This is a genomic window from Ruegeria sp. BB1 (assembly GCF_056539465.1).
Genome location: NZ_JBQFVB010000004.1, coordinates 28,561 through 54,214 on the forward strand (window position 1 = coordinate 28,561; position 25,654 = coordinate 54,214).

22 protein-coding genes are annotated in these 25,654 nt (G+C 56.2%); 6 read left to right on the forward strand and 16 right to left on the reverse strand.

Annotation, left to right across the window (positions count from 1 at the left end; genetic code table 11):
• Position 1 precedes the first annotated feature (1 nt).
• The 3 genes from ACR0AL_RS11050 to ACR0AL_RS11060 are packed head-to-tail and all read right to left on the reverse strand — an operon-like array spanning position 2 to position 3,602.
• The gene (locus tag ACR0AL_RS11050) at positions 2-931 is read right to left on the reverse strand and encodes an ABC transporter permease (protein ID WP_480663021.1); all 930 of its coding nucleotides are present in this window, start codon (positions 929-931) and stop codon (positions 2-4) included.
• Entirely contained in the window at positions 928-1,935 is a 1,008-nt protein-coding gene (locus ACR0AL_RS11055; RefSeq protein ID WP_480663023.1) for an ABC transporter permease, read from the reverse strand. Before ACR0AL_RS11055 ends, ACR0AL_RS11050 begins: the two co-directional genes overlap by 4 nt.
• Before the next feature lie 11 nt (positions 1,936-1,946).
• Positions 1,947-3,602 (reverse strand): ABC transporter substrate-binding protein, encoded by a 1,656-nt coding sequence (locus ACR0AL_RS11060; protein WP_480663025.1) that lies wholly within the window; start codon positions 3,600-3,602, stop codon positions 1,947-1,949.
• Between the two features lie 210 nt (positions 3,603-3,812).
• Between ACR0AL_RS11060 and ACR0AL_RS11065 the strand changes: the two genes are divergently transcribed.
• Both ACR0AL_RS11065 and ACR0AL_RS11070 read left to right on the forward strand, forming a co-directional pair.
• Entirely contained in the window at positions 3,813-4,802 is a 990-nt protein-coding gene (locus ACR0AL_RS11065; RefSeq protein WP_480663027.1) for an ABC transporter ATP-binding protein, read from the forward strand.
• On the forward strand, positions 4,799-5,818 hold the full coding sequence (locus ACR0AL_RS11070) for an ABC transporter ATP-binding protein (protein WP_480663028.1): 1,020 nt from the start codon (positions 4,799-4,801) through the stop codon (positions 5,816-5,818). Before ACR0AL_RS11065 ends, ACR0AL_RS11070 begins: the two co-directional genes overlap by 4 nt.
• Here the strand turns inward: ACR0AL_RS11070 and ACR0AL_RS11075 are convergent.
• On the reverse strand, positions 5,764-6,681 hold the full coding sequence (locus ACR0AL_RS11075; protein ID WP_480663030.1) for a LysR family transcriptional regulator: 918 nt from the start codon (positions 6,679-6,681) through the stop codon (positions 5,764-5,766). The genes ACR0AL_RS11070 and ACR0AL_RS11075 overlap by 55 nt on opposite strands.
• Positions 6,682-6,783: 102 nt before the next feature.
• Between ACR0AL_RS11075 and ACR0AL_RS11080 the strand changes: the two genes are divergently transcribed.
• The 3 genes from ACR0AL_RS11080 to ACR0AL_RS11090 are packed head-to-tail and all read left to right on the forward strand — an operon-like array spanning position 6,784 to position 9,790.
• On the forward strand, positions 6,784-7,800 hold the full coding sequence (locus ACR0AL_RS11080; protein ID WP_480663032.1) for an agmatine deiminase family protein: 1,017 nt from the start codon (positions 6,784-6,786) through the stop codon (positions 7,798-7,800).
• Positions 7,797-8,846 (forward strand): agmatine deiminase family protein, encoded by a 1,050-nt coding sequence (locus tag ACR0AL_RS11085; RefSeq protein WP_480663034.1) that lies wholly within the window; start codon positions 7,797-7,799, stop codon positions 8,844-8,846. The genes ACR0AL_RS11080 and ACR0AL_RS11085 overlap by 4 nt, the downstream gene beginning before the upstream one ends.
• 23 nt (positions 8,847-8,869) lie before the next feature.
• Positions 8,870-9,790 carry a helix-turn-helix transcriptional regulator gene (locus ACR0AL_RS11090; RefSeq protein ID WP_480663245.1) on the forward strand — a complete coding sequence of 307 codons (921 nt, stop codon included), beginning with the start codon at positions 8,870-8,872 and terminating at the stop codon, positions 9,788-9,790.
• A 3-nt stretch (positions 9,791-9,793) separates the two neighbouring features.
• On the opposite strand, the gene ACR0AL_RS11095 is transcribed toward ACR0AL_RS11090, so the two are convergent.
• The 4 genes from ACR0AL_RS11095 to ACR0AL_RS11110 all read right to left on the reverse strand — a co-directional run bounded on the left by ACR0AL_RS11095 (position 9,794) and on the right by ACR0AL_RS11110 (position 15,725).
• Entirely contained in the window at positions 9,794-11,461 is a 1,668-nt protein-coding gene (locus ACR0AL_RS11095) for an amidohydrolase (RefSeq protein WP_480663036.1), read from the reverse strand.
• A 57-nt stretch (positions 11,462-11,518) separates the two neighbouring features.
• Positions 11,519-12,778 carry a M20 family metallo-hydrolase gene (locus ACR0AL_RS11100; protein ID WP_480663038.1) on the reverse strand — a complete coding sequence of 420 codons (1,260 nt, stop codon included), beginning with the start codon at positions 12,776-12,778 and terminating at the stop codon, positions 11,519-11,521.
• Positions 12,779-12,922: 144 nt separating this feature from the next.
• Positions 12,923-14,224, reverse strand: coding sequence for an NAD(P)/FAD-dependent oxidoreductase (locus ACR0AL_RS11105; RefSeq protein WP_480663040.1), 1,302 nt, complete (start codon positions 14,222-14,224; stop codon positions 12,923-12,925).
• Positions 14,217-15,725, reverse strand: a complete 1,509-nt coding sequence (locus tag ACR0AL_RS11110) for an aldehyde dehydrogenase family protein (RefSeq protein WP_480663042.1) — start codon at positions 15,723-15,725, stop codon at positions 14,217-14,219. The genes ACR0AL_RS11105 and ACR0AL_RS11110 overlap by 8 nt, the downstream gene beginning before the upstream one ends.
• Positions 15,726-15,930: 205 nt before the next feature.
• Here ACR0AL_RS11110 and ACR0AL_RS11115 point away from each other — a divergent pair, with 205 nt between their 5' ends.
• Positions 15,931-16,377, forward strand: coding sequence for a hypothetical protein (locus ACR0AL_RS11115; RefSeq protein WP_480663044.1), 447 nt, complete (start codon positions 15,931-15,933; stop codon positions 16,375-16,377).
• A 305-nt stretch (positions 16,378-16,682) separates the two neighbouring features.
• Here the strand turns inward: ACR0AL_RS11115 and ACR0AL_RS11120 are convergent, their stop codons facing one another.
• Genes ACR0AL_RS11120 through ACR0AL_RS11155 form a run of 8 tightly spaced genes read right to left on the reverse strand, consistent with a single transcriptional unit; the run spans position 16,683 to position 25,551 of the window.
• A complete protein-coding gene (locus tag ACR0AL_RS11120; protein WP_170350152.1) occupies positions 16,683-17,585 on the reverse strand; it encodes an FAD:protein FMN transferase in 903 nt (300 codons plus the stop codon).
• The gene (locus ACR0AL_RS11125; protein WP_170350153.1) at positions 17,582-18,097 is read right to left on the reverse strand and encodes a nitrous oxide reductase accessory protein NosL; all 516 of its coding nucleotides are present in this window, start codon (positions 18,095-18,097) and stop codon (positions 17,582-17,584) included. The genes ACR0AL_RS11120 and ACR0AL_RS11125 overlap by 4 nt, the downstream gene beginning before the upstream one ends.
• A complete protein-coding gene (locus ACR0AL_RS11130; RefSeq protein ID WP_170350154.1) occupies positions 18,094-18,915 on the reverse strand; it encodes an ABC transporter permease in 822 nt (273 codons plus the stop codon). The genes ACR0AL_RS11125 and ACR0AL_RS11130 overlap by 4 nt, the downstream gene beginning before the upstream one ends.
• Positions 18,912-19,805 (reverse strand): ABC transporter ATP-binding protein, encoded by an 894-nt coding sequence (locus tag ACR0AL_RS11135; protein ID WP_170350155.1) that lies wholly within the window; start codon positions 19,803-19,805, stop codon positions 18,912-18,914. Before ACR0AL_RS11135 ends, ACR0AL_RS11130 begins: the two co-directional genes overlap by 4 nt.
• Positions 19,795-21,051, reverse strand: coding sequence for a nitrous oxide reductase family maturation protein NosD (locus ACR0AL_RS11140; protein WP_480663046.1), 1,257 nt, complete (start codon positions 21,049-21,051; stop codon positions 19,795-19,797). The genes ACR0AL_RS11135 and ACR0AL_RS11140 overlap by 11 nt, the downstream gene beginning before the upstream one ends.
• Positions 21,052-21,054: 3 nt before the next feature.
• Entirely contained in the window at positions 21,055-22,962 is a 1,908-nt protein-coding gene (gene nosZ / locus ACR0AL_RS11145; RefSeq protein ID WP_170359395.1) for a TAT-dependent nitrous-oxide reductase, read from the reverse strand.
• A 16-nt stretch (positions 22,963-22,978) separates the two neighbouring features.
• Positions 22,979-25,102 (reverse strand): NosR/NirI family protein, encoded by a 2,124-nt coding sequence (locus tag ACR0AL_RS11150; protein ID WP_174821564.1) that lies wholly within the window; start codon positions 25,100-25,102, stop codon positions 22,979-22,981.
• 44 nt (positions 25,103-25,146) lie between these two features.
• Positions 25,147-25,551, reverse strand: a complete 405-nt coding sequence (locus ACR0AL_RS11155; RefSeq protein ID WP_480663048.1) for a DUF2946 family protein — start codon at positions 25,549-25,551, stop codon at positions 25,147-25,149.
• Positions 25,552-25,654 lie beyond the last annotated feature (103 nt).

Here is a 25,654-nt window from a genome sequence, read left to right on the forward strand (position 1 = left end):
ACTATACTCCGGCCTCCGATGCCCCAAGAGATGGATCTAAATGATCGCGCAAGGAGTCGCCCAATAGGTTGAACCCAATGGCGACCAGCGCAATTGCGCCCCCCGGGAATACGGCAAGCCACCAGGAGGCAGGTTGGTGAGTTAGGCTTTCGAAAATCATAACCCCCCATTCCGGAGTAGGCGGCTGTGCGCCCAATCCCAGAAAAGACAGGCCCGAGGCCGCCAAAATGACGAACCCCACATCTGTCGTTGCTTGCACAATCACAAGTGGCCACACCATCGGCAGCAACGATGTGAAGATCAGGCGCGTATGCGATGCACCAAGGCAACGACTGGCCGCGACAAATTCTTGTTCTTTCAAGGAAAGCACGCGGCTGCGGATAAGTCGGGCGTACCAGGGCCAGAAAACCGCTGCCAAAGCGACGGTGGTTGAGATCATGCCGCCACCAAAGCTCGCGGCAATGGCTGCGGCCAGAATCAATGCCGGAAAGGCCAGAAACAGATCCGTAACCCGCATCAACACCTCATCAACCCATCCGCCGACATATCCTGCAACCAGACCGACCGAGGTGCCGACCACAGATGCTACAGCCAAAACCGCGAATGAAACCGATAGCGAAATCCATGATCCGGCAACGACCCGGGCTAGCATGTCTCGCCCAATCTTGTCGGTACCCATCCAGTGTTCTCCACTCGGCGGTTCGAGCCGTGCCATGATGTTCATCTTCAACGGATCGAAGGCGGTGACATGTATGTCCAAAAGATAAGCGGCAAATGCCGAAACCGAAATGACGACGATAAATGAAACGATGCAGACGGCAAGAAAGGCCTGACCGGAAGACGTGGCAAAACTAACAATCTGAGCTGCGCTTTCGCCTCCCGGAAATTGCAATCTATGGCCAGGGCGGATCAAGTTGGTATCTGAGCTCATGTGAGTTTCACCCGCGGGTCGAGCAGCGAATAGCTGAGGTCGACCAAGAAGTTGATCAAGGTGTAGGCAATCGAAACGACAAGCGTGATCGCCATGATGGCGTTGTAATCCGAAGAAGCGATTGCGTTGGCTGTGTAACGGCCTAATCCCGGCCAATCGAAGATCAACTCAATGAAAACCGCTCCTGATATCAATAGACCTGTGTTCAGACCAAATATCGTCACGATCGGCAGAAGCGCGTTACGCAGGGCATGCCGCAAGTAGACGCGAACCGGCCGAATGCCTTTGGATCGCGCCGTTCGGATGAAATCCTGCGACAGAACCTCAAGCATTGTGGTGCGAACGACGCGGATTGTGATCGCCATTGAAGGGATGGCCAAAACGGTAACCGGAAGGATCATGTGCTTCAGTGCATCGACAAACAGGTCAAATCGACCGGCCAGAAGGCTATCGAGTGTCATGAAACCCGTTACGAAGTCCGGAGGCGTGACACCAGTTCCCAGACGACCCCCAAACGGCAATAGGCCAAGCGTAGCAAAGAACAGTAGTTGAAAGACCAATGCCAACCAGAAATCCGGTACGGAAAGGCCCAGTACTGCCACGCCCCGCACTCCGACGTCCGAGGGCGCGCCACTGCGCACCGCAGCCAAAACACCCAAAAGGACACCAATTACAAGTGAGATGCAGGCCGCAAGAATGACCAGTTCCAGCGTTGCCGGAAAAAAGGTGACGATGTCTTCGGATATCGGACGGCGTGTTACAATCGAACGACCAAAGTCACCTTCCATTACGTTGCTCACATAAGTCAGGAACTGCACGCCTATTGGGTCATCCAGCCCCAGGCGTTCCCTGACTGCCGCCACAGCGTCAGCGTCGGCCCGGGCACCGGCGATCAGACGTGCGGGATCGCCCGGCAAAAGCCGGGCGAGCGCGAATGTCATCAATACGACTCCACCGATCAGGATCGTTGTTGCGACTGCGCGGCGGAGAATAAACCGAAGCATCTGCTTGCCGCTCAGTAGCCGCGCGACAGGTTGTACATGTCCAGCGTCGAGACATAGATCGGATTGTTCTCGACGCCTTTGATGTCATTTCGCGACACGAATTGTGCGCGTTCCTGAAGGATCGGAAGCCAGGCAGGGTCCTCGGTTGTCAGAATATCTGCAAGGCGCTGGAACTTGGCCGCCATATCCTCGGTCATGACCTGATTGCGGAGCTCTTCGATCAACGCCGTCGCCTCATCATTGGCATAACGACCCGCATTGCCGTCATAAGTTGCTGCGTCTCCGCTAAATAGACCCCAGGCAAAGCTGTAAGGGTGATCAACGTTCGGCCACCAAGAGAAGTAGAAGAGATCCGGGCGTTCCTCAGCTTCACCTTCGCCGAAGAACACATCGAGATAGGCCGAGAAAGACAACTCCTGAAGTTTCAAGTCGATGCCAATTTCAGACAGCCAGGCCTGCAGCAGTTGACCTTCGATATCCCCGAAGCCTGCATAGTAGGCCATTGTGAGTTCGGTGCCTTCCGCAATGCCAGCCTCTTTAAGCAATGCCCGGGCGCGATCCAGGTCGAAGGGCAACAGGCGATCCTTGCCATCGAGGCCTTGCATTTGAGTAGGAAACACCGATGTCGGCTTGTCTGCCGTGCCAAGGGCTACCTGCTCGATATATGCGTCGTGATCAAACGCATGGCTGATTGCTTGCCTTGCTTTTGGATCAGCAAGCTTACCATCTGTCGCAAACGCCACGTATTGAACCGTGAAGGTGGGCGCGTCGATCATGTTGAACCTTGGATCGTCCCGCAGAACCACCATGTCTTCGGGCTCCATCGCCAGTGTCATGTCGGCCTCACCGGTCTCCAACAGTTGTCTGCGCGTCGCAGACACCGGCATCGTCTTGGTGATGACACGGTTGAAATGTGGATGCTCCCACCCGCCACGATAGTCTGGGTTGGCAACAAAGGTGGCGTCTTGGCCTGGATTCAGGCTTTCCATCTTATAAGGACCCGTACCGACAGGGTTGGACTGAAGAAATTCCGACCCCATGTCATCATCGCCCTTAGAATTGGCTTCGGCAGCAGTCGGGCTGGCCATCCAGAACCCGTATTGCGAGCTAACCTGTCTGTCGAAGAAGGGACGTGGTTCTCCCAGATCAAAGCGGACAGTCCTGTCATCGACGACGACAATCTGTGTCTCGGGATCGTCAAGCTGCCAGGTTCCGGCGAGGCCCGCAGGATGCAGCACCATCCGGGTCACCGCTTTTTTCACGGCTTCTGCGTTGAACGGCGTGCCATCGTGGAAGGTCACGCCATCGACCAGCGTGAACGTCCAGCTTGTGTTGTCTTCATTGGCTTCCCAAGCCTCTGCTAGCGCTGGTTTGACCGAAAGAGTATCGCTTCCGTCAAGAATCGTCAGGGTCTCGTAGATGGGACGCAAGCCATAAGCCCACTCGATATTCGTCGCTGGGTCCAGGTTCTCGACCGTGGCGTCGACCAGAACAACCAGCGTATTGGGATCGCGCGCGCCAATGTCAGGAGCAGTTGCAGCGGTGTCCGCCCATACGCGACCTGCGGGGGCGAATGCCATCGCCGCCATAGAACACGTCCCAGCAAGGAATGATCGGCGTGGCAATCGGAACTGTGGAGAATTTCGTGTCGGTGTGCGTTTGGTCATGGCTGGCTCCCTGTAGTTCATCCAACGAGCGTGATGCATCGCGGTTTGTGCTTTTTGATGGGAGCCAGCGTCGCAGTTTGCCGTCCAACCTGTCGATACCACCTATGGGGCACAGCCGCCTAGCGCAGAACCATGTATGAAAAACGAACGGTCGTAACTCGGCTCGGAACACCACTGCACAAATTCCGCGGAATAGGAACGCCTCTGCAAATGGAACTATTGAGAGTTGATAACCTGTCCGTCTCAGTCGGAAACGGACCCCGGTCTGCAGCAATTGTGGACAGGTTGTCATTCCAACTGAAACGGGGCCAGTGTCTTGGCGTCGTCGGAGAAAGCGGCTCCGGTAAAAGTACAGCGGCCATGGCGATTATGGGATTGCTGGACAAGCGCTCTCTCAAAGTTTCCGGAGCTGTTGAATTTGATGGCCAGGATCTCCTTCAGCTATCGCCAAAGAAACTACGTGATCTACAGGGCACTGAAATTGCGATGGTTTTCCAAGATCCAATGAGTAGCCTAAACCCGGTCTTGCAGATCGGTGACCAGATAATCGAATGTGTTCAGGCCCACCGCAAGCAACCCGCGAAAGAGGCATGGTCTCGTGCCGTGGAGGTATTGACGCAGGTGGGAATGCCCGACCCGGAGGGAATGCTTAAGCGTTACCCACATCAACTGAGCGGTGGTCAGCGACAGCGTGTGATGATTGCGATGGCAATTGTATTCAAACCCCGGTTGCTAATTGCAGATGAACCGACAACGGCACTGGACCTGACCATTCAGGCGCAAATCCTTGATCTGCTTAAGGCTCTCTCTCGAGACCTCGCTATGGCGGTCGTTTTGATAACGCATGATCTGGGCGTCGTTTCGCAAATGAGCGACGAAGTTATCGTGCTTTATTCAGGTAAGGACGTGGAACGCGGACCTACCCAACAGGTACTTGAGAACCCTCAACACCCATACACGATTGGCCTTCTCGGTGCGCATCCTTCGCTGGATGCAGATCAAGACCGACTCACTCCTATCCCTGGCGCGCCCCCTTCCATTTGGGAACGCCCTTCGGGGTGCGCTTTCCGGGATCGATGCAGTGAGGCCGTGGACACCTGTGCCGAGGCGACGCCGTCGCAAGTCATGATTGATAAGAGTGACCATCTGGTGGCGTGCCACTTGCGCAGCGGGACAACACCTCAGAGGAAGACCGCATGACTAAACCAGCACTCAATATAGAAAACCTGTCAGTCGAGTTTGCGTCATCTGCGCCGCGAGGGATTTTTGAGGCACCTTCCACATTCCGAGCCCTCAATAACATCACTTTGTCCGTAAACCCCGGAGAAGTGCTCGGCTTGATAGGCGAGTCCGGCAGTGGAAAAACGACTTTGGGAAAAGCGATTGTTGGGCTTGTCGAGCAGTCGAGTGGGTCTTTGATGGTGAATGGTGAGGCACTTGATGCCACCAAGCCTGGTGACCGACGCAAATTGGCCGGTCAGGTGCAGATGGTGTTTCAGGATCCCTATTCCTCGCTGCATCCTCAAAAAACCGTTGGATATACGTTGGCCGAACCGTTTCGCATTCAGAAAACGGCAGATCGAAGCAATGAAAAAGACCGTGTTCGGGCGTTGCTTGAGCGGGTTGGGTTGAATCCGCAGCATGCGGCGCGGTTTCCCCAACACTTTAGCGGCGGTCAGCGGCAGCGCATCGCGATAGCCCGGGCTATCGCAAATAGCCCGTCGATAATTGTGGCGGATGAGCCGGTCAGTGCGCTTGATGTGTCAGTTCAGGCGCAAATCCTGAACCTTCTGGATGAACTGCGCACTCAGGAAAACATGGCGATGCTGTTCATCAGCCACGACCTTTCAGTCGTACGCCATCTTTGCCAGCGTATCGCCGTCATGTACTTGGGGGAGATTGTGGAAACTGGTCCATCCAAAGCTCTTTCCGCCAACCCAAGGCACCCTTACACAGCAGCATTGATGTCGGCAGTGCCACGTGTGAAGACAAAAAACAAAGCACGCTCAAAGCCGATCGTTTTGAACGGCGATGTGCCTTCGCATGATGCGATACCTTCTGGCTGTCCTTTTCACACGCGATGCTGGCTGTATGAGCAAAAAGGCCGTCCTGCGCGATGCCGTTCGGAGGTTCCAAAACTGGTTGATCAAGCCGAACATCATCAGTCAGCTTGTTTCTTTCCCGAAGATGTGGCCGTGTCTGCCGAAGGGGCGTGAGCCATCAGCCAGTCCCACAAGGCCCGTACAGCGGGTCGTTGCAGATCACGATCCTGGGTGACGATGTACATGATCCGGCCGGTTTCCAGTACGTGCTCGCCTACCTTACACAACTGCCCCTTTTCCAACCACGGCGCTGCCAAATCGGGGTTCCCCAGATAGACGCCGAGACCTTGCGCGGCAGCATCCAGTGCATAAACGGGATCGGAGAAATTTAGACCCGCCGAGTAGTTTTCACGCGATAGCCCGGCACGAATGTACCAGGTTTGCCAATCGTCCGGTTCTTCATCATGAATAAGGGGTGCGGTTTCAGGGTTGCTATGAAACGTCTCCAATAAGCTTGGGGCGCAAAGAGGAACACGTCGCTCCGAGAGAAATTGGGCCCCAATTTCATCGGGAATCTGCGGCGGGTCGTAACGAAATGAGATGTCATATTCCGTCTCGACCAATTCGGCTGTCAGCTCGCCTGTGTACAGCCATGGTTCTACTTCCGGATTTGATGATTTGAGTTCAGCCAATCTCGGCATGAACCAACTGGCTGCAACGACCGGCAAAATCTGCACGACAACTGTTCCTGGCTTTGAGTACGCATCAAGCCGTTGAACGCCTTGACGCACAGTTTCCAGCGCCTCCAAACTCGTTCGATACAGATCTCTACCGGCATCAGTAAGTTCGATGCCGCGCCCAACACGGTGAAACAGAGGTTGCTCCAAATGGGTTTCTAACGTGCGAATCTGATGCGAAATCGCGGACTGGGTCACGTTCAGCTCATCCGCTGCATGCGAAAAGCTTCCCAAGCGCGCCGCCGCTTCAAATCCTACAAGCGATCCAAGTGGTGGGAGGAGGCGATAGGGATTATTCATGAATTACACTAATGGGTTTCCCAAGAATTACGCGTTTGTCCATCACTGTATCTAATGAATAGACTCCAAACAAGACACAGCTATTGAAGATCGGAGTCACACGTGCAGCGGCAAACACCAAAACAAGCCGGATTTCACATGCCAGCAGAATGGGCAGATCACGAACGGACGTGGATGATGTGGCCATCACGCGCTGAGGTTTGGGACGACATCTCGGAAACGCGCCGGAACTACACTGATGTGGCCCATGCCATTCGCCAGTTTGAACCATTGACCATGCTGGTTCGGCGTGAAGACATCGCTGTCGCGCGTGATCTGTTGGGCAGCGATATTGATCTGTTGGAGCACCCGATCAACGACAGCTGGGCACGTGATGCTGGCCCTTGCTTCCTTGTCGACGGAGAGGGCAACAAGGCCGGAACCTCATTCCGCTTCAACGCTTGGGGTGGCAAATACGCGCCGTTTGCGGGTGACGATACAGTCTCATCAACAATCCTCGAAAAATCCGGAGTGCGTAAGTTCGTATCGGACCTGATCGCTGAAGGCGGCGGAGTCAGCGTCGATGGTGAAGGCACAATTCTCACCACCGAGAGCTGTTTCCCGAACTTGAACCGCAACCCTGACTGGACACGGACCGATATCGAAACCGAATTGAAAGAGATGCTGGGTGGCGACAAGGTTATCTGGCTTCCGGGAAACGTCGAAGAAACGGAAACAGACGGGCACGTCGATGGTATTGCCGCCTTTCTGGCGCCGGGTGTGGTTTTGGTCGAAGGCGAAGGGCCTGCGGATCACGAGTGGCATGACATCAATGTTGCCAACATTTCGGCACTTGAGAACCAGACCGACGCCAAAGGACGCCCGCTGTCACTGATACGTGTTCCGGATGCAGCGGATTTTGCAACGGATAACGAAAAGTTCTGCCGTTCATACGTGAATTCCTACATCTGCAACGGTGGTGTGGTGATGCCGAAATACGGCCTGCCAGAAGATGACATGGTCCGCGAAGTGTTCGAGCAATACCTGCCAGGCCGCCATGTTGCCCAAGTCGAAATCCCATCTATCGCCATCGGTGGTGGCGGCATTCATTGCATCACGCAACAGGAGCCAAAGTCATGAACAAGGAACTGAGCCAGACCCTGATCAGCAGTACACCCGGAGAGTTGGGCTTTGTGATGCCAGCCGAAACAGCACGTCATGCCGCTTGCTGGATGGCTTGGGTCCACGACGACCATCCCGACACCTGGGGGAAGGATATTGCAACGGTCCAGAATGCCTTTGTCGCGATTGCCAGCGCGATCTCCCAATTTGAGCCCGTGCGAGTGATCGCAGCACCCCATGCCTTCAAACTGGCCCGTCGCAAACTGCCAGGGCACATCGATGTGATCGCGCTGGATCAGGATGACCTGTGGTTCCGGGATACTGGGCCTTTGTTTGTGCAGAATGCAAATGGTCAGACCATCGGGTCTAACTTGGTGTTCAATAACTGGGGCGGCAAGTTCCCACTTGAGCCCGGCGACAGGGACGTAGGTGAAAAGCTGGTATCTCATCTTGAGCTTCCATATTTTCAGGCGCCCCTATGTGGCGAAGGGGGCGGGCTAATCAGTGATGGACGCGGGACTGTGATCACCACGGAAACCTGTTTTCTCAACTCCAACCGCAACCCGGGAATGACCAAGGCAGATGTCGAACGCGAGCTGTTTCACGCGATCGGCGCACGCAAAGTCATCTGGTTGCCCGGCGATGAAAACGAATGGATCACGGATGGTCACATCGATGGTGTTCTGACCTTTACGCGGCCGGGTCATGTTCTGTTTGAGGACAACCCTGACAACGAAAACCCTCATCAAAGGGTCTGTCGGGAAAACCTGAAAGCACTGCGTGGACAAACCGACGCTGACGGAAATGAAATCGAAATTACACTGATGAACGAGGCTTACCTTTATCATCACGAGAGCGAGTTCACCGCTACATCATATGTGAATTGCTACATTGCAAACGGTGGTGTGGTTCTGCCCAGTTTTGGAACCCCCGAGACAGACGATGCGGCCGTCGAAACCTTCAGGAAAGCCTTTCCCGATCGTCAGATCGTTCAGGTCGATATCCGGGACATCTGTTGGAACGGTGGTGGCATTCATTGCATGACCCAACAGCAGCCCGCTTGACAGTCAAGAAACGGAGGTTGGATATGCTTAGTCTAAAGATCAACAATGACGCAATTGGAACTCCACCAATAAATTCCATGTCAGGAATTGATCGGGCTCAATCAGCCGAAACCTTAGCGGGCTTGGCCACGATCATAGAAAAAGTTGGCCACGAAGAGTTCCTTGGCGCGCTTGCAGCCCTGTGCCAGTCTATATCGGGCTATGACAGCACCTTTGTGACTGCGTTCTTTCCCTCACATTCGCCGGTCGAATTGTTCGACAACCTCGACGATCAATACTGTGATGCGACAATCAAGCCCTACCTTGATTTCGCCTACCTGCTCGACCCGTTTTACAACCTGTTTCTGCAGGGTTTCGGTGACGGGGTGATGGCTTTGAATGACTGCGCACCGGATGATTTTCTGGTCTCGGAATACTACCAGACGTTCTATTCAGGCACCGGGTTGTTTGATGAAACCGTGCTCTTTATCCGCTTTGATCAGGACGCATGCTTAGTTCTTTCACTGGGAAGCCGGGAAGAGAGTTTTCAGTTGTCACCACAGGCCCGATTGGCGTTGGAAGAACTGTTGCCTTGCATTGTTGCCCTCTGCCGTCGGCACTGGCCACGACTGGATCCAGATACTGTCATTGGTCACGGGCGCATCGGGCAGCACCTCAACAAGTCCTTCGAGCGCTTTGCCACATCAATTCTTAGCGAACGTGAAGCAGAGATTGTTCGCCTCATTCTCAAGGGCCACTCGTCCAAATCCATTGCGCGTGAACTGGGCAACAGCCCCGAGACAGTTAAGGTCCACCGCAAGCGTATTCACGCAAAGCTGGGGATTGCCTCTCAGGGAGAGTTGTTTTCCCTGTTTCTCGAGGCACTCTCCCGAACGCCTGCGAATGCAACGGAAGACCCACTTGTTTACCTCGATCGAAAGTTGAGCGCTCCGTACGACGCCTGAAGCCTATTCTTCAAAGAGGCCATACGCGTCAAAAACAGGCTCACCCTGAAGCAAAGTGACTTCGATCTCGGCAGAGGGGATCTGGCTGACTGGTAAATCCAGGATGTTCTCGCTGATCACAACCAGATCGGCATATTTTCCGACTTCGATGGACCCTGTTTTGTCATCATGTTGAAGGAGGTAAGCCGGATTGATGGTCATCGCTTCAATCGCTGTTTCAACGTCTGGAAAGCCGTTCGTTTCACGACCGACAGACGCGGAGATTTTGATAAGCGGGTTGAGTTCGTCTGCATCCCAATCGCTGCTCATAGTGACTGTGGCTCCGGCGTTCAGCAAATCTCCTGCAGGCAATAGTCGATCTGTCCTGTCACCGATGAATTCTCCGATAAAGTCGATGTAGTCATCTTCCAGCGCACTTGGCGGGATCTGGAAATCGGCAACGGCATTCAGTTCTGCAAATCGCGGATAGTCTGCCGGATCGACCAAATAAAGATGCGTCAGTCGGTGCGGCCCTGAGTCTGGGTTCGCATCGACGATTGCATCCAACGCCAACCGTGCGCCGTTATCGCCTGTTACATGAAAATGCAGTTGGAACCCTGCCGCGCTGAATTCATGAGCGACCTCATTCAAATACTCGCCTGGGAAATAGAGATAGCCAAGCTCGGGACCGGCGTCGTTCTCATATGGCTCAAGTAGAGCTCCGGTTCCTTGGCTCAAAATGCCATCAACATATATCTTTGCTTGGTTGAACCGCACCAAACGGTCGGGGTCATTGTGATACAGTCCCTTTAGTTCAGAAAGTTGCTCTTCAAGGGGGCGGTCCGGATAAACGTAGAAAGCATTTGATGCACGTACGGTTAACTCTCCGGCTTCTTCAGCCCAATCCCAAACACGATGGTGTCCCTGAGGCCAATAGCCGCCAGCGTCGCTAATGGTTGTGATTCCGTTCTGGTTCAACTCATTGGCCGCCGCAAGCAGGCTGTCATAGGCAAAGTTCAGATGATCTTCGGTCGGCAAAAATGCCAAGGTGCGCAAGTTATGAGGCGCGTTTTCCAGCACCACACCGTTTGGGTCGCCTTGATCGTTACGTAGAATGATATTGCCGTTCGCCTTGTCGCCAGACACATCGTACCCCGCCGCCTTCAGAGCTACAGAATTTGCCCAAGCTCCGTGACCGATGTCGTCCAGGATCAAAATGGGACGGTCCGGCAGCAACTCGTCCAGAAACTCAACTGGGTTTGGGTGTAGATCCAACAGGTTCGGTATGTTTACGCCCGAAGCGCGAACCCACAGGCCCGTGCTATCATTCTCTGCGCATTCCAAGATGCTGTCCCGGTACCCGTTCAGGCTGTCAAATGGTTCGAATTCGCAAAGAGCTGCGTTTACGCCTGCCTCAATCGCATGAAGATGGGCGTCCTGAAAACCAGGCAGAACCATGCGCCCTCCAAGGTCGATGATCGACGCGCCAGACCCAACTGCGGCAACAACCTCAGCTTCTGTTCCAACGGCGACAATAACCCCGTTTTCGTCGATTCCGACTGCCTCAGCCCAATCTCGATTTTCGTTAACGGTGTAGACATCGGCACCCGTGAGAACCAAGGGCTGTGAAAACGCGTTTCCCGCTGCCAATGGGGAGAGCAATGTGGTTGCGAGGATGAAGGCTCGGGTCATTGGGGATCCCTTCAGTATTGCCGTGTCGTTAAGGTTTGCGTGTAAAGATTCTGCTTCTTACTCCTGCAATTGCAGGGCGTCCTGGTTCGCTTTGGCAAAGCGCAACGCCATATCCAACAGGACATTGGCTCCAGCGGCGGCATGTTCTGGCTTTGTATACTCCAGTTCATTGTGACTGATCCCGTCACGGCATGGAACGAAGATCATCGTTGTGGGTACGACCTGCGCGAGATTGAACGCATCATGTCCTGCCCCGGAAACGATTTCCATGGAAGGCAAGTTACGTTGATTGGCTGCCTCGCGGACCCCGCTCACCATTTCTGGATCGAACTGAACCACGGGAGAGTGCCAACGACATTTTGCTTTCACTTCTAGCTTTGGATGTTCGTTTGCAATGTTACAAATCCCATTGAGAAACGCCTCTTGCATAGCAACCAGATCGGCTTCTTTTGGGTGCCGCAGGTCAACGCTCAGACAAACTTGCCCCGGAACAACATTGATCGAGCCCGGACGCGTTTCGATTTTGCCAATAGTTGCGCGCGCGTTTTCATCCTTCTGCCCGATCCGATAGACCAGTTCGACAACAGGCGCTAACGCGGGCACAGGATCGCGGCGACTATGCATCGGGACTGGCCCTGCATGCGTTTCCTCACCTGTCAGCGTGACATCGTACCAACGGATACCTTGTCCCCCGGTGACAACCCCGATTGCCTTGTCTTCCATTTCCAAAATTGGACCTTGCTCGATATGCAGCTCGACATACCGCTCAATCTGTTGAAATCCCGGGGGACACCCCTTGTCATACCCATGGTGCGCCGTTTCTTCAGCGACAGAAACGCCTTGATCATCTGTGGTTGCAAGAACACTCGGTAGATCAAGAACGCCGCAATACACTCCAGAGCCCATCATCGCAGGCTGAAACCGGGCACCTTCTTCATTGGTCCAAACGACAAGGTCGATCGGTGCCCGAGTCCTGATCTTGAAATCATCCAATGTCTCAAGAACCTCCAGGCCCGCGAGAACACCAAGAATACCATCGAACCTGCCGCCATTTGGCTGTGTGTCCAGATGCGATCCGATGGCAAGGGGGAGCGCATCGGGATCAGTGCCATCGCGGCGAATGAACAAGTTTCCGATCTTGTCAAACATTGCCCGATACCGGCGGGACTCACACCATGCAAGAAACAATTCCCGGCCATCAACATCGTCCTGTGACAAGGCAAGCCTGCGACTTCCATTATTCGGGATCTCACCAATTTCGGACATGTCCATCAACCGGGACCACAAGCGTTCGGGATTGATCGAAATTTTCGTCATTTTCACCATCTATTCGTGATTAGGCGGTCTGAAATCAGGTGTGACCGCCTTCATTCTTTGCATTAGTTCAAAGCCCAACAATCCCCCATGAGGGGTACTGTTCGCCCGATCTGAGTTGATAAGGAGGCGTTCGAACCAGCGGCACTAGTGCAGTTTCAATCGCGGGTGCACGCGTTCTCGCAGAAGCTCACTCGCGATCAACAACGACCCGCGTACGTTTCCATGCAGGATGAGTTGATGTCGCCGGTACAGCATTTTGTATGCTCGTCTTGCGAACCAGCCGTCGATGGTCTGACTTCCCATCAAATTGCCCATCAATTGGCCAATTGTGGAGTGACCACCCAAGTTCACCAGTGAACCGCGATCCTGATATCGAAACGGTCGGGGCTTCGCGGAGGAAAGCAACACACGGCTCAGTTCCGTTGCCAGATGTTCGGCCTGCTGAGACGCCACTTGCGCCTTCGGCGGTAGGGGGCGGCCTACACCTGCACCAACGAGACGGGCGCAGTCGCCCAAAGCCCAGATACCTTCCGCATTCTCAACTTGTAGAGTCTCGCAAACCGCAAGAAAGCCGGTATTCAAGCTTTCTTCTTCGAAAAGCTTGTTCAAGGAGTTCGGTGCACCAATTCCTGCAACCCAGGCTGTTATGTTAGACTGAAGACACATGTCGTCATCAAGCTGAATAGATCCTCCCGGAAGCACTTTTTGAACTTTACAAGAGGTGCGAACCTCTACGCCTAGTTCTTCAAGCCGGGTTTGCGCCTTCTTTGACAGCTTTTCGTCAAGCACCGGAAGCAACCTTGGCGCGGCTTCAATCAGCCTGACTTTGACGTTTTTCTCAGGATCAAAGGCGTCAAACCCATATCGCGTCAGGTGCCGGATAGCCTGAGTGAGTTCGGCCGCCAGTTCGACACCAGTCGCGCCTCCGCCAATTACGCTTATGTGGAGTTGCTTTTGCGCGGCATCTGGTGCGGTATCGATCCGCAGGCAGTGCTCGAATAGCGCATCTCGATACCGGTGCGCCTGATGAAGCGTATCCAGGAAAAAGCAATTTTCGTCGATACCAGGAATACCGAATGTGCGCGGCTCGCTTCCAAGGGCCATAACCAGATGGTCATAGTTCAGTGTACGATTGGGAATGGATTCACCGAAGGTGCCTTCGCGCCCAGATATCTCGACTGTCTTATCCTTCTGGTTGATATGCAGCACTTCACCAGTTCGAAACCTGAAACCATGCATTTCCGCCAAAGAAAGATAGCTGATTTCGTCTCCGGAATGCCCACGTGTGCCAGCGGCCACCTCATGAAACAAAGGTTTCCAGACATGGGTCATCTTTCGATCGACTAACGTCACCCGGTGCCTGGGCGTCCGACGGAGTTTTTTGGCCAGGCGAATGGCAAGTTCCAATCCACCTGCACCACCGCCTAAGATCAGGATTTCAGCCATCGAGCGTGACCCATACCGATTTCGTCTGGGTATTCTCCAAAAGGGCATCCATACACTTGTCTCGGCCTTGTCCGGACTCCTTCCAACCGCCCCAGGGTTGGGTCATGTCTCCGTTCATGTAGCCATTGATCCAGACCATCCCGCAATTCAGATCACGGGCGACCTTGTGCGCGTCGCCCAGGGTCTGCGTCCAAATCCCCGCGGCAAGCCCATATGCACTGTCATTGGCCAGTTCGAGCGCGTGATCGGGTCCATCATGTTTGAGGATCGCGCCAACCGGGCCAAAGATCTCTTCCTTCGCAATCGTCATATCGGATGAAACGTCGGTGAAGAGTGTTGGCGATACAAAGCAAGCTTCGGGCGAGGCAGTATGCGATGATCCGCTGACGATGGCTGATGCACCTTCCTCAACAGCGCCTGAAACATAGCCAAGCACACGTTTCTGATGCGCACGATTTACCAAAGGACCCATCGTAGTCTCAGGGTCGAGCGGATCGCCCGGGCGAAAGCCCTCAGCGGCCTTCGTAAGGTGGTCGCAGAATTCATCATGTACTTCGCGCGCGACCAGAATTCGCGACCCTGCGGTACAGACTTCTCCTTGATTTCCGAAGATGCCAGCCGCCACAGATGCAGCGGTCTTTGCTAGATCCGGCGCATCCCTGAGGATGATCTGAGGGGATTTTCCGCCGAGCTCTGCGGACACTTTCTTTAAGTTAGAACGCGCGGAGTACTCGTACATCAGGCGACCAACACCGGTCGAACCAGTGAATGCAATCTTGTCGACCTGCAAGGACTGCGCCAGGGCTGCGCCCGCAACTGATCCGCGGCCCGGAACCACGTTGAACACACCTTCCGGACCACCAGCTTCAAGAAATAGCTTACCCAATAGAATTGCAGTAAGCGATGTATCTTCGGCAGGTTTCAGCACCACGCTGTTTCCTGCTGAAAGAGCAGGCGCGATCTTCCAAACCGCCATCATCGTTGGATAGTTCCATGGCGTGACACACCCTACGACACCAAGAGGTTGCCGCTGGATGTAATGGAGCGCATCGTTCGCTGTGACCGGGCAATCCCCGCCAATCTTGTCGACACATTCTGCCATGAACCGCATGGTCAGAACACTTCCCGGTACGTCGATTTCCAGCATCTCGGAAATCGGTTTGCCCATTTCAAGTGTATCCAGCACAGCGAAAGTGTCGCCGCAGCTTTCAATCAAATCGGCAAATCTGTTGAGAATACGCACTCTGTCGCGCGGCGGCATTCTGGACCACACGCCATCGTCAAACCGCTTGCGTGCGACGGCGGTAGCACGAGTAACGTCGCCGGTTGACGCACATTCAATGCTCGCGACAAGTTGCTGGCTATACGGATTAAGAGAAGCCAGTGTTTCGCCGGTTTCCGACTTGCACCATTCCCCATCAATCAACAGTCTTGTTTCTGGAGTTTGAGTTGCTGCGAACCTATGCCAATTTTTGTCGTTCGTATCGAGCACCAGCGACACCTTTCTCGTGAAATATTCTGAGTCGCCGCAACATTAGGCACCGGCTTTTCGACCAACGAGTCCCACGTAAGGGGGATTACCATGCAAACCGTAAGCTTTCAGAAACGATGAAATGAACTGATATTCCGGGCTTAGTGGAAAATCATGGTTGTGTTTCTCCGAAAAAACGCACCTCTGCCCCCGGATCAAAGGCAAAGGTAATCGAATGAATTGGTGGGCAAGAAATGCTAAGTCGATTGAAGCTTTGGCCGCGGTTGTAACCGTGTTCATTGCTATAGCTGCCCTAATCGGCGCCAAAGTTCAGCTTGACCGCCATGACCAAATTCAACGAGAACAGTCTGCTCGCGACACTTACCGAGCCCATCTCGCACTCGCTACGGCGCAACCCCAATTTGCGCGACCCGCAGACGCGTGTAGCCTTATTCAATCTGCTGAAGGCGGTGCGTACGAAGCCTTTGTTGACCACTTGCTGTACTCCGCAGAACAAATGCTGGCGGTTGAAGAGGGTTGGTCTGCAACCTTCTCGGGACGGCTTACTCCTCATTCAAACTATCTGTGCTCAGAATTTTCGCCACATATTCCGGTTGGTGAGGTTGGAAAACTGGTGCAGCGATTTAGGACCAAGAACTGCCAGGTGGATCCGTCGTGTTGAATTTCCCAAAGCAACCGTCGCCAAAGGCAAACGCTGGCATTGGAACATATTCTCCTTACGTTGTCCCGCATAAAATCCCGCATACATTGTTCAGTGGTTTGTGGGTGGATAGTCCTTAACCTCATGTATTATAAATGATTTCTAGAGTGGTGTCGTTTTGCCTAGACTCTCTTCGTCTCCGCCACCTACCATTTTTAGATGCGGTCGGAACAACGGCTTATGTTGTAAGCCGTTGTGGGCACTTGATGGTTTGGCTTATTGGAAAGCCAATGGCCTCGCTTACTAAGGTGACCACCGAAGTTTTTTCAGATGTACATTTCTTTGCGCGCCTCGGGGAAGGACCTGATCGCGGCGTCAACGCGCGTTTCAGGCAACGCGCACAAGGCCGTGGACAGCCCGTCGGCGATGGCTGCGCTGGGGGCTGAGACCGATACTATGTGGTTCGTTGCTACCTCGTCTTGCGGGTTCAGGATGTGGCCTTGATCATCGGTCAGCATGAGGTTGCCTGCGTCCGAGGTTGCAACGGCACGATCGCTTAATTCGATGGATTTGAGAACTTCTCTGCCGGGTCCGGCCAGTCCGACTTGCCAGGCTTGCCCGTCTTGGCGATGGCCAAGGGCGGCGATTTCCCCCATATTTACCAATACATCGCGTAGACCGTGCGAGGCCAGCAAAGCCGCGATGCGGTCGGTAATGGCGCCTTGTGCGATACCGTTCAGCGTCAGTGCTGAAACACCGGGTTGGGGCAGGCGGATCATGTCGGACCCGATTAAAACGCGAGACCATCCAATGGATTTTCGGGCGGAATGGACCTCTTGCGCGGTGGCCCCGTTAGCCAGCGCGGACCAGAGCGGTTGAACTGAAGGATCGAAAACGCCGTCTGTGGCCTCGTGCAAGGCCGAACACAGGCTGAGGACGTTCAGCAGTTCGGGAGCTGGGGCTGGCAGTTGCCCGTCGCGATTCAGTCGGCTGAGTTCGGATTGCGGTCGGTACAGGCTGAAGATGTTCTCAAGCCGGTTCACTTCGGCTTCGACCGCGGTGATGATTGGCGCGGCCTGTGTGTCCGTCAGCCCCTCAAGTCGCAAGCTGGCCGAGGCCCCCAGCGCGACCCCGTGCCAGTGAGACGTAGGGGCAGAATTGGCACCCGCGGGAAAGGCGGCACAAGCGGCGGACATGGTCAGAAACCGGCGGCGGGAGAGGGCGGTCATGAGGGGGTCTCCAGTTTCAGGTCCAGATCAACGGGGCCCAGAACCTCGGTGTCGGGGATGCCGGACAGAGGCAGCAGGTTGCCACCGTACTGGCCAATAAAGGTTTCAGCGGCAGCGGGGTCTGCAAAGGGCACCACCTCGCGCGCGCCCATGCCGCCCGCAACATTGGCTCCGACCACAAAGGTTGCGCCCTCGGCGGCGATCCAGTTGGAAACACCCGGCTGTTGCCAGTTGGGCGCGGCGCCCATATCGCTGACATAGACCGCTGCAATGGGTGCATCACGCTCGGGGCTTTTTAGGTAGGCCACCATGTCGCGCACTTGGGCGAAGAACAGAGGTGTAGGGTAGCCTTCCAGATGGATCTGACCTTTGGGGCCACCATGTTCAGCGATGTTCATCTGGCAGAAAAAGCTTAGCGCATCGGGGGTCAGGTCCACTGGATCAGGGGCCTCGGCGATCTCTTCCTTGCAGGCCGCCAGCGCGACAAACGCGATCAAAGCAAGACGTTTCATGGCTCGACCCTCCGAAACGCGGCGCGGGCGAGGATAAAGCCCAATACCGGCCAGATCAGCAGGGAGGCAGGAGCGGCCCAGACGGGCAGTGCCTGCGCGGCCCCGGTCATGCCGGACGCCATCGCAACGCCTTCGGTCGCGGCGATGTTCCACAAACGGAATGCGTCGGCCGGGTTGGCTACCATCACCCACGGAAAGACGGATTGGGTGAAGGTGCCGCCCTTGTCCATGACGACGGCTCCCAACAAGCCCAGATCATAAAGGACGACAAAGACCAGCCAGAGCCCGGCCGACAAACCTGCTGCTGCCGTGGCGCCCCTAGCCAGGGCAGACAGCAGGTAACCCAGCGCCAGAAACACGGCGCCCAGCAGGATGGATGTGAGGATTAGGCGTAGCAATGCCATCAGGCTTTCTGGCCCCGCGCCGCCGAACCATGCGGCCACTGCACCAGCGGTGCCAAAGCCGACGGTCATGGCAAAGGCAAGTGCGGCCAGATGGGCGGTGAATTTGCCCAACAGGATTTCTCCACGCCCCGCCGGATAGGATAGCAGCAGCGATAAGCTGCCCCGGTCCACGTCACCTGCGATGGCATCAAAAGCGATCATCAACGCCAGTAAGGGGGCAAGATATACTGACAACGTAGTCATCGAGGCAACCGAGACGGTCAGCATATCGACGCCCAGCGTACCGGTAGGCGCGCTGCCTGCAAAGGTTAGCGCCAAGGCGAACAGCACCATGATCAGGGTGGCCACCAGCAGCCAGCGGTTGCGGCGCAGGATCAGCATCTCCGTGCGGGTAATGGCGAGGAAGCGGGTCATTGCATCTCCTCCTGAGCGTAGTGGCGATAAAGGTCTTCCAGCTTGGGTGGGGTCATTTCCACATCCGCCACGGCATCGCCCATTCCAGCGATCCGGCGCAGGGCCTCCATTTTGTCATCTGGGGAACACAGCAACTCAACGGATGCGCCATTGATCCGGTCGCCACCCAATGCCGCGGCCAGCGCTTCGGGGTTGGTGCTGGCGCGCACGCGCAGGCGGATCGGTAGACCAGCTAGGGCCGACAGGTTAGTCAACGTATCATCAGCCACCATCCGGCCTTTGCGCATGATGGCGATGCGGTCGGTGCGCGCCTCAACTTCGGTCAGGGCGTGGGATGCGATCAGGACAGCGGTACCTTTCGCTGCCAACTCGTCAATGATGGCGTAAAGGTCTTGCCGCGAAATGGGGTCTAGCCCCGAGGTGGGCTCATCCAGCAGCGCCACTTTCGGCTGACCCAACAGAACTTGAGCCAAGCCCAGACGTTGCCGCATCCCTTTGGAATACGTTCCGATCCGGCGATCCAGCGCATCGCTGAGACCGACACGGTTCAGCAGGCCGGGTACATCAGCTTTGGTTCCCGACAATTTCGCAAACAGTGTTAGCTGTTCCCGTCCGGTTAAAGCGGGATGAAACGACACCGCCTCGGGTAGATACGCGGTCTCGCGCCGCGCTTGTTCGCTGCCGGGGGTGGCGTCTCCGATCCGAATGGCTCCGCCATGGATCGGCGTCAGGCCGAGGATGGATTTGATCAGGGTCGACTTGCCCGCGCCGTTATGGCCCAGCAGCGCCACGCGCTGTCCGGGGGCAAGAGACAGGTTGATATCGTCAAGAACGCGAGTTTTTCCGCGGTCCTTGCTGACATGGTCGATAACTAGGGCCTTATCCGTCATGAGGCACCTTTTTCATAGCTGGGGGTTCAGGGGCTTGCATCAATGGATTGCTGTCCATCACGCCGCCCGGCAACAGGGCCGGGAAGGCAGATTGCGACCAGCGCACCAGCTGCACGGCGGGGGAGCCGAGCAGCAGTTTGGCTGAGGGTTGGGTCCACAGCACATGGTCCATCGAGTCGTTGGGGCGATAGGGGGTATCGGCGATGCCGTTGCCATCCACATCATATGCGGCGAAATCGGACCAGTAGTTGCCGCGCCCGTCTTCGGACCACTCGACCCATTTGGTCGAGACGTATTTCACCTGTGTCCGGTTCCCGATGAAAGAGTTGCCAACGATGCGGTTGCGTTCGCTGCCAGCGGTAAAGTGGATGCCGATGCCGCATCCCTGGAACCAGTTGTCGGTGAATTCGTTCTTATTTGAATTATACAGGAAGGTGCACTTTTCCTTGGCACCTTTTACTACATTGCCGGTGATGGTGCTTTTATTGGCGTAGTTCAGCATCACGCCATGTTCGCGGTCACCGATGGACACGTTGTTGGCCACGGTCACGTTTGTGGTGAACATAACCGCGTAGCCGAGATCATTACCGATCGAGACATTGTCGCTGACGACCGAATTGTCCGCATACATGTAATGCACGGCGAACCGCAGGTCGCGGAACAGGTTGCCTGTGAAGGTGTTCTTTTTCGACGAGTTCACAAAGATCCCGTCGCGCCCGTACCGGATGTCGTTGTCTTCAACCCGCGCACCCGGCGCGTTCCAGACGTAGACGCCATTGCCGCGGTCATTCATCCGCCGGTCCTGCCGACCTTCGATCCGGTTGCCACGCACGATGCTGTCCTTGGCACCGTGAATGTCGACGCCATAAAGGTTGCCCAACAACACATTGTCTTCGACCACCGGCGCTTTGGCCGTTTTGGTCAGTTGGATGCCGCTGTCGATCCCGTCATGGCTTGAGCCCGAGCCGATCACCGTCAGACCGCGTACGGTCACGCCCGGTCCGGTCACGGTGATGACGCTTCCCGTGCTCTGGCCGTCAATGGTGGCTTGTCCCAACCCGTCGAGGGTTACGGGCCGGTCCAGAACCAGTGTTTCGGTGTAGACACCGGGGCTCAGGCGGAGGGTGTCCCCATCCGCCGCCTGCGCCAGTGTTTCATTGATGGCCCCCGCCCGGTTGGGCACATCCCAGTCCGCCGCCCATAGGGGCGAGCCAAGCAGGAGCGGTATGAGCAGAGGCCAACGCATGGGTTATGCTCCCTGCGGCTCGACCAGCATCCGGCCGCGCATTTCCATGTGCAGTGCGTGGCAGAACCACTGGCAATAGAACCAGTGTACGCCCGGACGGTCGGCTGTGAAAGTGACCGAGGCGGTTGCCAGCGGTGCAACTTCCATCGCGATGCCGTAGTTACCCAGGCAGAAGCCGTGGGTCACGTCGTCCACGTCATCCAGGTTGGTGATGTAAACCGTCACCTCGTCACCCTGTTTGACGGTGAACTTTTCCAGGCTGAAGGTCGGAGCCTGCGATGTCATGTAGACCCGCACCTTGTTGCCGTCCCGGATGGGTTCTTCGGCGCCTTCTTCCAGATCGATGCCATCAGCTTCGGCCTGTTTGCGGGCGTCTTCCCATGTAACATCGGCGCGGTCCCAGACGTTTACCGGGTTGACGATGTCGCTGCGAACGATGATCGAGTCATGCGGCTCGGCAAAGGTCGGACCGTCGTGAACCACTTTCATCTCGTTGGACGAGATGTCGATCAACTGCTCGTTCTCGGGCTTCAGCGGACCCACGTTCAGGAAGCGGTCTTTCGAGAACTTGTTCATCGAAATCAGCCACTTTCCGTCGGCATCCTTGGTTTCACCCATGGAGGTCGAGTTGTGGCCCGGCTGATAGTGCACGTCGACCTTCGAGATGATCGGATCCACATCGGCACCGCCGTAAGCCTCGATTGCCTTTTCGATGTTCCACTTCACGATCTGGCTGTCCAGGAACAGCGTGGTGAACGCGTTGCCCTGGCCGTCATAGGCGGTGTGAAGCGGGCCAAGACCCAGTTGCGGCTCACCCACGATGCACGACCGCGGATCGGCATCACTTTCGAACAGGGCGTCCAGTTTGGTGACGTCCATGATCGACACGGTCGGCGACAGCTTACCGTTGATGCAGACGTGCTTGCCGTCGGGCGCGGTGTTGATGCCGTGCGGCGAGTTCGGGATCGGAATGTAACGGGTGTACTTCTTGTTCTGACCCTTACGGCCGTCCAGAACCTTGACGCCTTTCAGTTCCTGATAGTCACCGGCCTCGATACCCGCCTCGATTTCTGCGATGTTGAAAACAACCACGTGGTCCAGCTCGTTCTCGGTCATCTCGGCCAGGTTCATACCCATTTCCGAGTTGTAGGAGGTCGAATAGGCGTATTTGCCCTGATAGTCACAATCGGTGTTGTCGAGGTTGCCCGACACCATCACCTGCCACGCCACTTCCATAGTGTCGCCGTCAAGCGCGGTGAAGATGTTCACGTATTGCGACGGATCGTCCAGCACTGTGCCGTCGTTGACCAGCGGGGTTTCATCCTCACCATTGGCAAAGACATAGCCGGTGCGCGGGAATTTCTGCGGACGCAGACCGTGGATCGCCTTGGCGTTCGGGATCTCGGTGATCTTGTCGCATTTCATCACGTCGCAGCGCACGCGGGCAACGCGGGTGTTGGCCTTGTCATTCATGAACAGGTAGCGGCCATCGTAGGTGCCATCGGTGAACGACATATGCGGGTGGTGCAGGTCGCCGTTGTCATAGGTTTTCATGCCACGCTTGGCGAGAAACTCTTTGGTTTCAGGCAGCAGGCCGTCGGTCATGATTTTCAACGACTCATTGGTCTGACCCCAGCCGGTGGCCGAGCAGCGGTTGAACACTGGCACGCGCATCAGTTCGCGCATGGACGGGAAGCCCAGGATGCGCAGCTCGCCAGTCTGACCTGAGGACCAGAAACCGTAATATTCGTCCAACTCACCAGGCTGCAGGTTGGCGTTGGCTGCAGCGCTGGCTTGTTTCGCGGTCATCAGGGTCGAGCCCAGACCGGTCCCGGCCAGCACCGCGCCAGTTGCGGTTGCACCTAGCATCCCTCGGCGTGTGATGTTCAGCTTGTTGTCATGTTCCGACATGTTCGTTCCTCCTTTTTTAGGAAACGGATTGCGGTTTGGCGTTCGGATGGTTCGCCGGTGGCTGTCCGAGGGGGGTCTTGAGGTCGACCGACCCTGTCTTGGCCCGCCGTTTCAGTTGGCGGATAACGACGGGACATTTGTCCTCGGACTGGTAGAGCACCTGACAATGCAGGCAGGTGACGCACTCGTTCGGATTGATCTCACCGGTGGGGTGGATGGCCTGAACGGGGCATTCGTTGGCGCAGGTTTGACAGGGGGTGCCGCATTCCTTGTAGCGGCGCAGCCAGTCAAACATGCGGATACGGGCGGGGATCGCCAGCGCTCCGCCCAGCGGGCACAGATAGCGACAGTAGAACCGTTCGATGAACAGCCCGATCCCTAGCAGGGTCAGCGCAAAGACCACAAACGGCCAGTCGCGCATGAATTTCAGAATGATGGCAGTCTTGAAGGGCTCAATCTCGGCATATGTTTCGGCCAGCGGGATCGAGACGAAGCTGAGGCCGAAAAGGCCCAGGAAGATCATGTACTTCGCGGGCCAAAGCCGTTCGTTCAGGCCCCATGGCAGGGTCCATTGCGGGATGCGCAATGCCCGCGCGATCTTATTGGTCAACTCCTGCAAAGCGCCAAACGGGCACAGCCAGCCGCAATAGGCCCCACGCCCCCAGAACAGCAGCGCGGCGGCGACCGCGAACCATTGGATGAAGACCAGCGGATCCAGCAGGAAGGCGTCCCAGCTGAACCCGGTCCGCAGGCTGCCAGCCAGTGCCATCAGGTTCACCACACTCAGCTGCGCATTGGCGTACCAGCCGATGAAGAACAGGGTCATGGTCAGGTAGCCGATGCGGAACCAATAGAAGACCCTCGCGTTCATCGTCACGTGGAACTGGAAGAAGAACGTCGCTGTCAGGACCAGCAGCATGACGCCAAGGACGCCAATTTCGACTGTGCGGTCCTTCCAGATGCGCTTCCACAGGGCGGCTTTGGCGGCGGCCTCGCCGGTGGCGTCGTCAACAACGGTTGGGGCGGTAACGGGCAGCAGGTACTGCTCGGGTAGTTTGTAGCCCAGATCGAAAGTCAGGAAGGTTTTCTCAACTGCGCCCACGGCCCGCTGTACCAGCAGTTGCAGGCGGAACGGCTCGGCGGGATCAAACTCCGCCTCGGCTGGGATTTTAAAGATATCAAGTTCGGTGAAGCTGGGCGCATCAGCGGCCGCAACCTTGCCTAGGCGCTCTTGTTGCTTGTCAAAGAACCGGACCGAATTGTCGCCTTGGATCAGCTGAATCCGGTCGAAGATCCCACCGCGCACATAGCCTGAGCCTTTGAAGCTGTAAGCCCCGCGCCCCAGTACCAGAATGGCCTGTTCGCCGTCGTCCAGCCACTCGACCAGGTTTTGATACTCGGCTTCACCCAGCAGGGATTTCCCGATCGAGGGAACCGAGACCAACGCCATATGCATATCGATAAACGTGTCATCCGGTTCGCCCGGTTCCGGGCGTTTGATGGCGCGCTGATCTCCGGTAGCTTCAAAAGCGGCGTTGACCTGACCGACATCCAGCGTCAGCCGCCGGATCGAGCCGTCACCCGACAGGGTGGTCCAGTCATAGATGGCGTTCTTAGCCATATCGACTTCGCGTTTCGGCCCGTCGGCCTGTAATGGCGACAGCCCACCTAAACCCAGCGCGCGGGCCACTTTGATACCGCCGCGCACAAGGCTGTCGTCGATCACCATGATGGTCACGGTGGCACCCGAGATGATGTCGAGGTCATGCCCCTCACCACCCGTTGCGGCCTCGTGTTTCAGGTCCAGACCGGTGTAGCCTTCGGTCAGCTCGACCATGCGCGAATTGGGAATGCCGATCAGTACGATGGGTTCCGAGTGTTTGACCAGTTGCACACCGGTCAGCACGGCATCAGCGTTTATTGCGGCAACCACATGGATGGGTTTGCCCGAATAGCCGGTGGTGCCCACGAAATCCGAAGTCAGGAAAGCCCAGGCGACGGTTTCGCCCCCCTTCAGAACCGGAGCAACAGGCACGTCATCGCGCACCGGGCCAAAGGCATCGGCACCGGGGGCAAGGTCAGAGGGCTCAATCTCGGGCAGGAAGCTGGCAAGGCTGTCGGCATGGGCGCTGATCGCCATCAGGCAGGACAGGACAAAGGCCAGCAGGATATGGGTTGCGCGACTTACGACCACGGCGCACCTCCGGTTACTTGGATTGACGCCATGGACGCGCGCGGGGCGCGTTCGGATGTTTCTTGGGGCGCGTGCGGGGGGCCTCTGGTTTCGGGCCATAATCGCCTAACTTGGTAGCAATTGACCAGATTGCGGTCATCGCAGCGAGCGACCTGAACAATCCCGCCCGACTTCAGTTCCGGCAGGTTTGGCAGGGGTGCCGCAGCGGTGACGGCGCACAAGGCACAGTCGGCGCATTTCGGGCAGGGCGCGGTTGGGTCTTCGGTCCCTTCTTCGAGGTCCACTTGAACCCAGACCGCGCCTGCCTCCGAGCAGATCTCAACCCACATGCTTTTTCCGGGACTCGCCAGCGCCGGACTAAGCAGTTGCAACAGCAAAAGAAGGGTGCCTGCCATGGCGCACGCCGCGCGTGAAGCGCGGACAGACAGTGTGTGCAGTGGGACTGGGGCAGACATGGAGAATCCAACTCGGCGTTCTTTCCTTTGTCCTACGGGATTC

Coding starts and splice junctions, on each gene's coding strand:
- ACR0AL_RS11120 (WP_170350152.1), bottom strand. CDS start 17,585: ATGACCGCCCTCTCCCGCCGCCGGTTTCTGACCATGTCCGCCGCTTGT.
- ACR0AL_RS11090 (WP_480663245.1), top strand. CDS start 8,870: ATGCTTAGTCTAAAGATCAACAATGACGCAATTGGAACTCCACCAATA.
- ACR0AL_RS11130 (WP_170350154.1), bottom strand. CDS start 18,915: ATGACCCGCTTCCTCGCCATTACCCGCACGGAGATGCTGATCCTGCGC.
- ACR0AL_RS11055 (WP_480663023.1), bottom strand. CDS start 1,935: ATGCTTCGGTTTATTCTCCGCCGCGCAGTCGCAACAACGATCCTGATC.
- ACR0AL_RS11065 (WP_480663027.1), top strand. CDS start 3,813: ATGGAACTATTGAGAGTTGATAACCTGTCCGTCTCAGTCGGAAACGGA.
- ACR0AL_RS11100 (WP_480663038.1), bottom strand. CDS start 12,778: ATGACGAAAATTTCGATCAATCCCGAACGCTTGTGGTCCCGGTTGATG.
- ACR0AL_RS11155 (WP_480663048.1), bottom strand. CDS start 25,551: ATGGCAGGCACCCTTCTTTTGCTGTTGCAACTGCTTAGTCCGGCGCTG.
- ACR0AL_RS11140 (WP_480663046.1), bottom strand. CDS start 21,051: ATGCGTTGGCCTCTGCTCATACCGCTCCTGCTTGGCTCGCCCCTATGG.
- ACR0AL_RS11135 (WP_170350155.1), bottom strand. CDS start 19,805: ATGACGGATAAGGCCCTAGTTATCGACCATGTCAGCAAGGACCGCGGA.
- ACR0AL_RS11060 (WP_480663025.1), bottom strand. CDS start 3,602: ATGACCAAACGCACACCGACACGAAATTCTCCACAGTTCCGATTGCCA.
- ACR0AL_RS11150 (WP_174821564.1), bottom strand. CDS start 25,102: ATGGCGATCAGCGCCCATGCCGACAGCCTTGCCAGCTTCCTGCCCGAG.
- ACR0AL_RS11075 (WP_480663030.1), bottom strand. CDS start 6,681: ATGAATAATCCCTATCGCCTCCTCCCACCACTTGGATCGCTTGTAGGA.
- nosZ (WP_170359395.1), bottom strand. CDS start 22,962: ATGTCGGAACATGACAACAAGCTGAACATCACACGCCGAGGGATGCTA.
- ACR0AL_RS11070 (WP_480663028.1), top strand. CDS start 4,799: ATGACTAAACCAGCACTCAATATAGAAAACCTGTCAGTCGAGTTTGCG.
- ACR0AL_RS11085 (WP_480663034.1), top strand. CDS start 7,797: ATGAACAAGGAACTGAGCCAGACCCTGATCAGCAGTACACCCGGAGAG.
- ACR0AL_RS11050 (WP_480663021.1), bottom strand. CDS start 931: ATGAGCTCAGATACCAACTTGATCCGCCCTGGCCATAGATTGCAATTT.
- ACR0AL_RS11125 (WP_170350153.1), bottom strand. CDS start 18,097: ATGAAACGTCTTGCTTTGATCGCGTTTGTCGCGCTGGCGGCCTGCAAG.
- ACR0AL_RS11095 (WP_480663036.1), bottom strand. CDS start 11,461: ATGACCCGAGCCTTCATCCTCGCAACCACATTGCTCTCCCCATTGGCA.
- ACR0AL_RS11105 (WP_480663040.1), bottom strand. CDS start 14,224: ATGGCTGAAATCCTGATCTTAGGCGGTGGTGCAGGTGGATTGGAACTT.
- ACR0AL_RS11115 (WP_480663044.1), top strand. CDS start 15,931: ATGAATTGGTGGGCAAGAAATGCTAAGTCGATTGAAGCTTTGGCCGCG.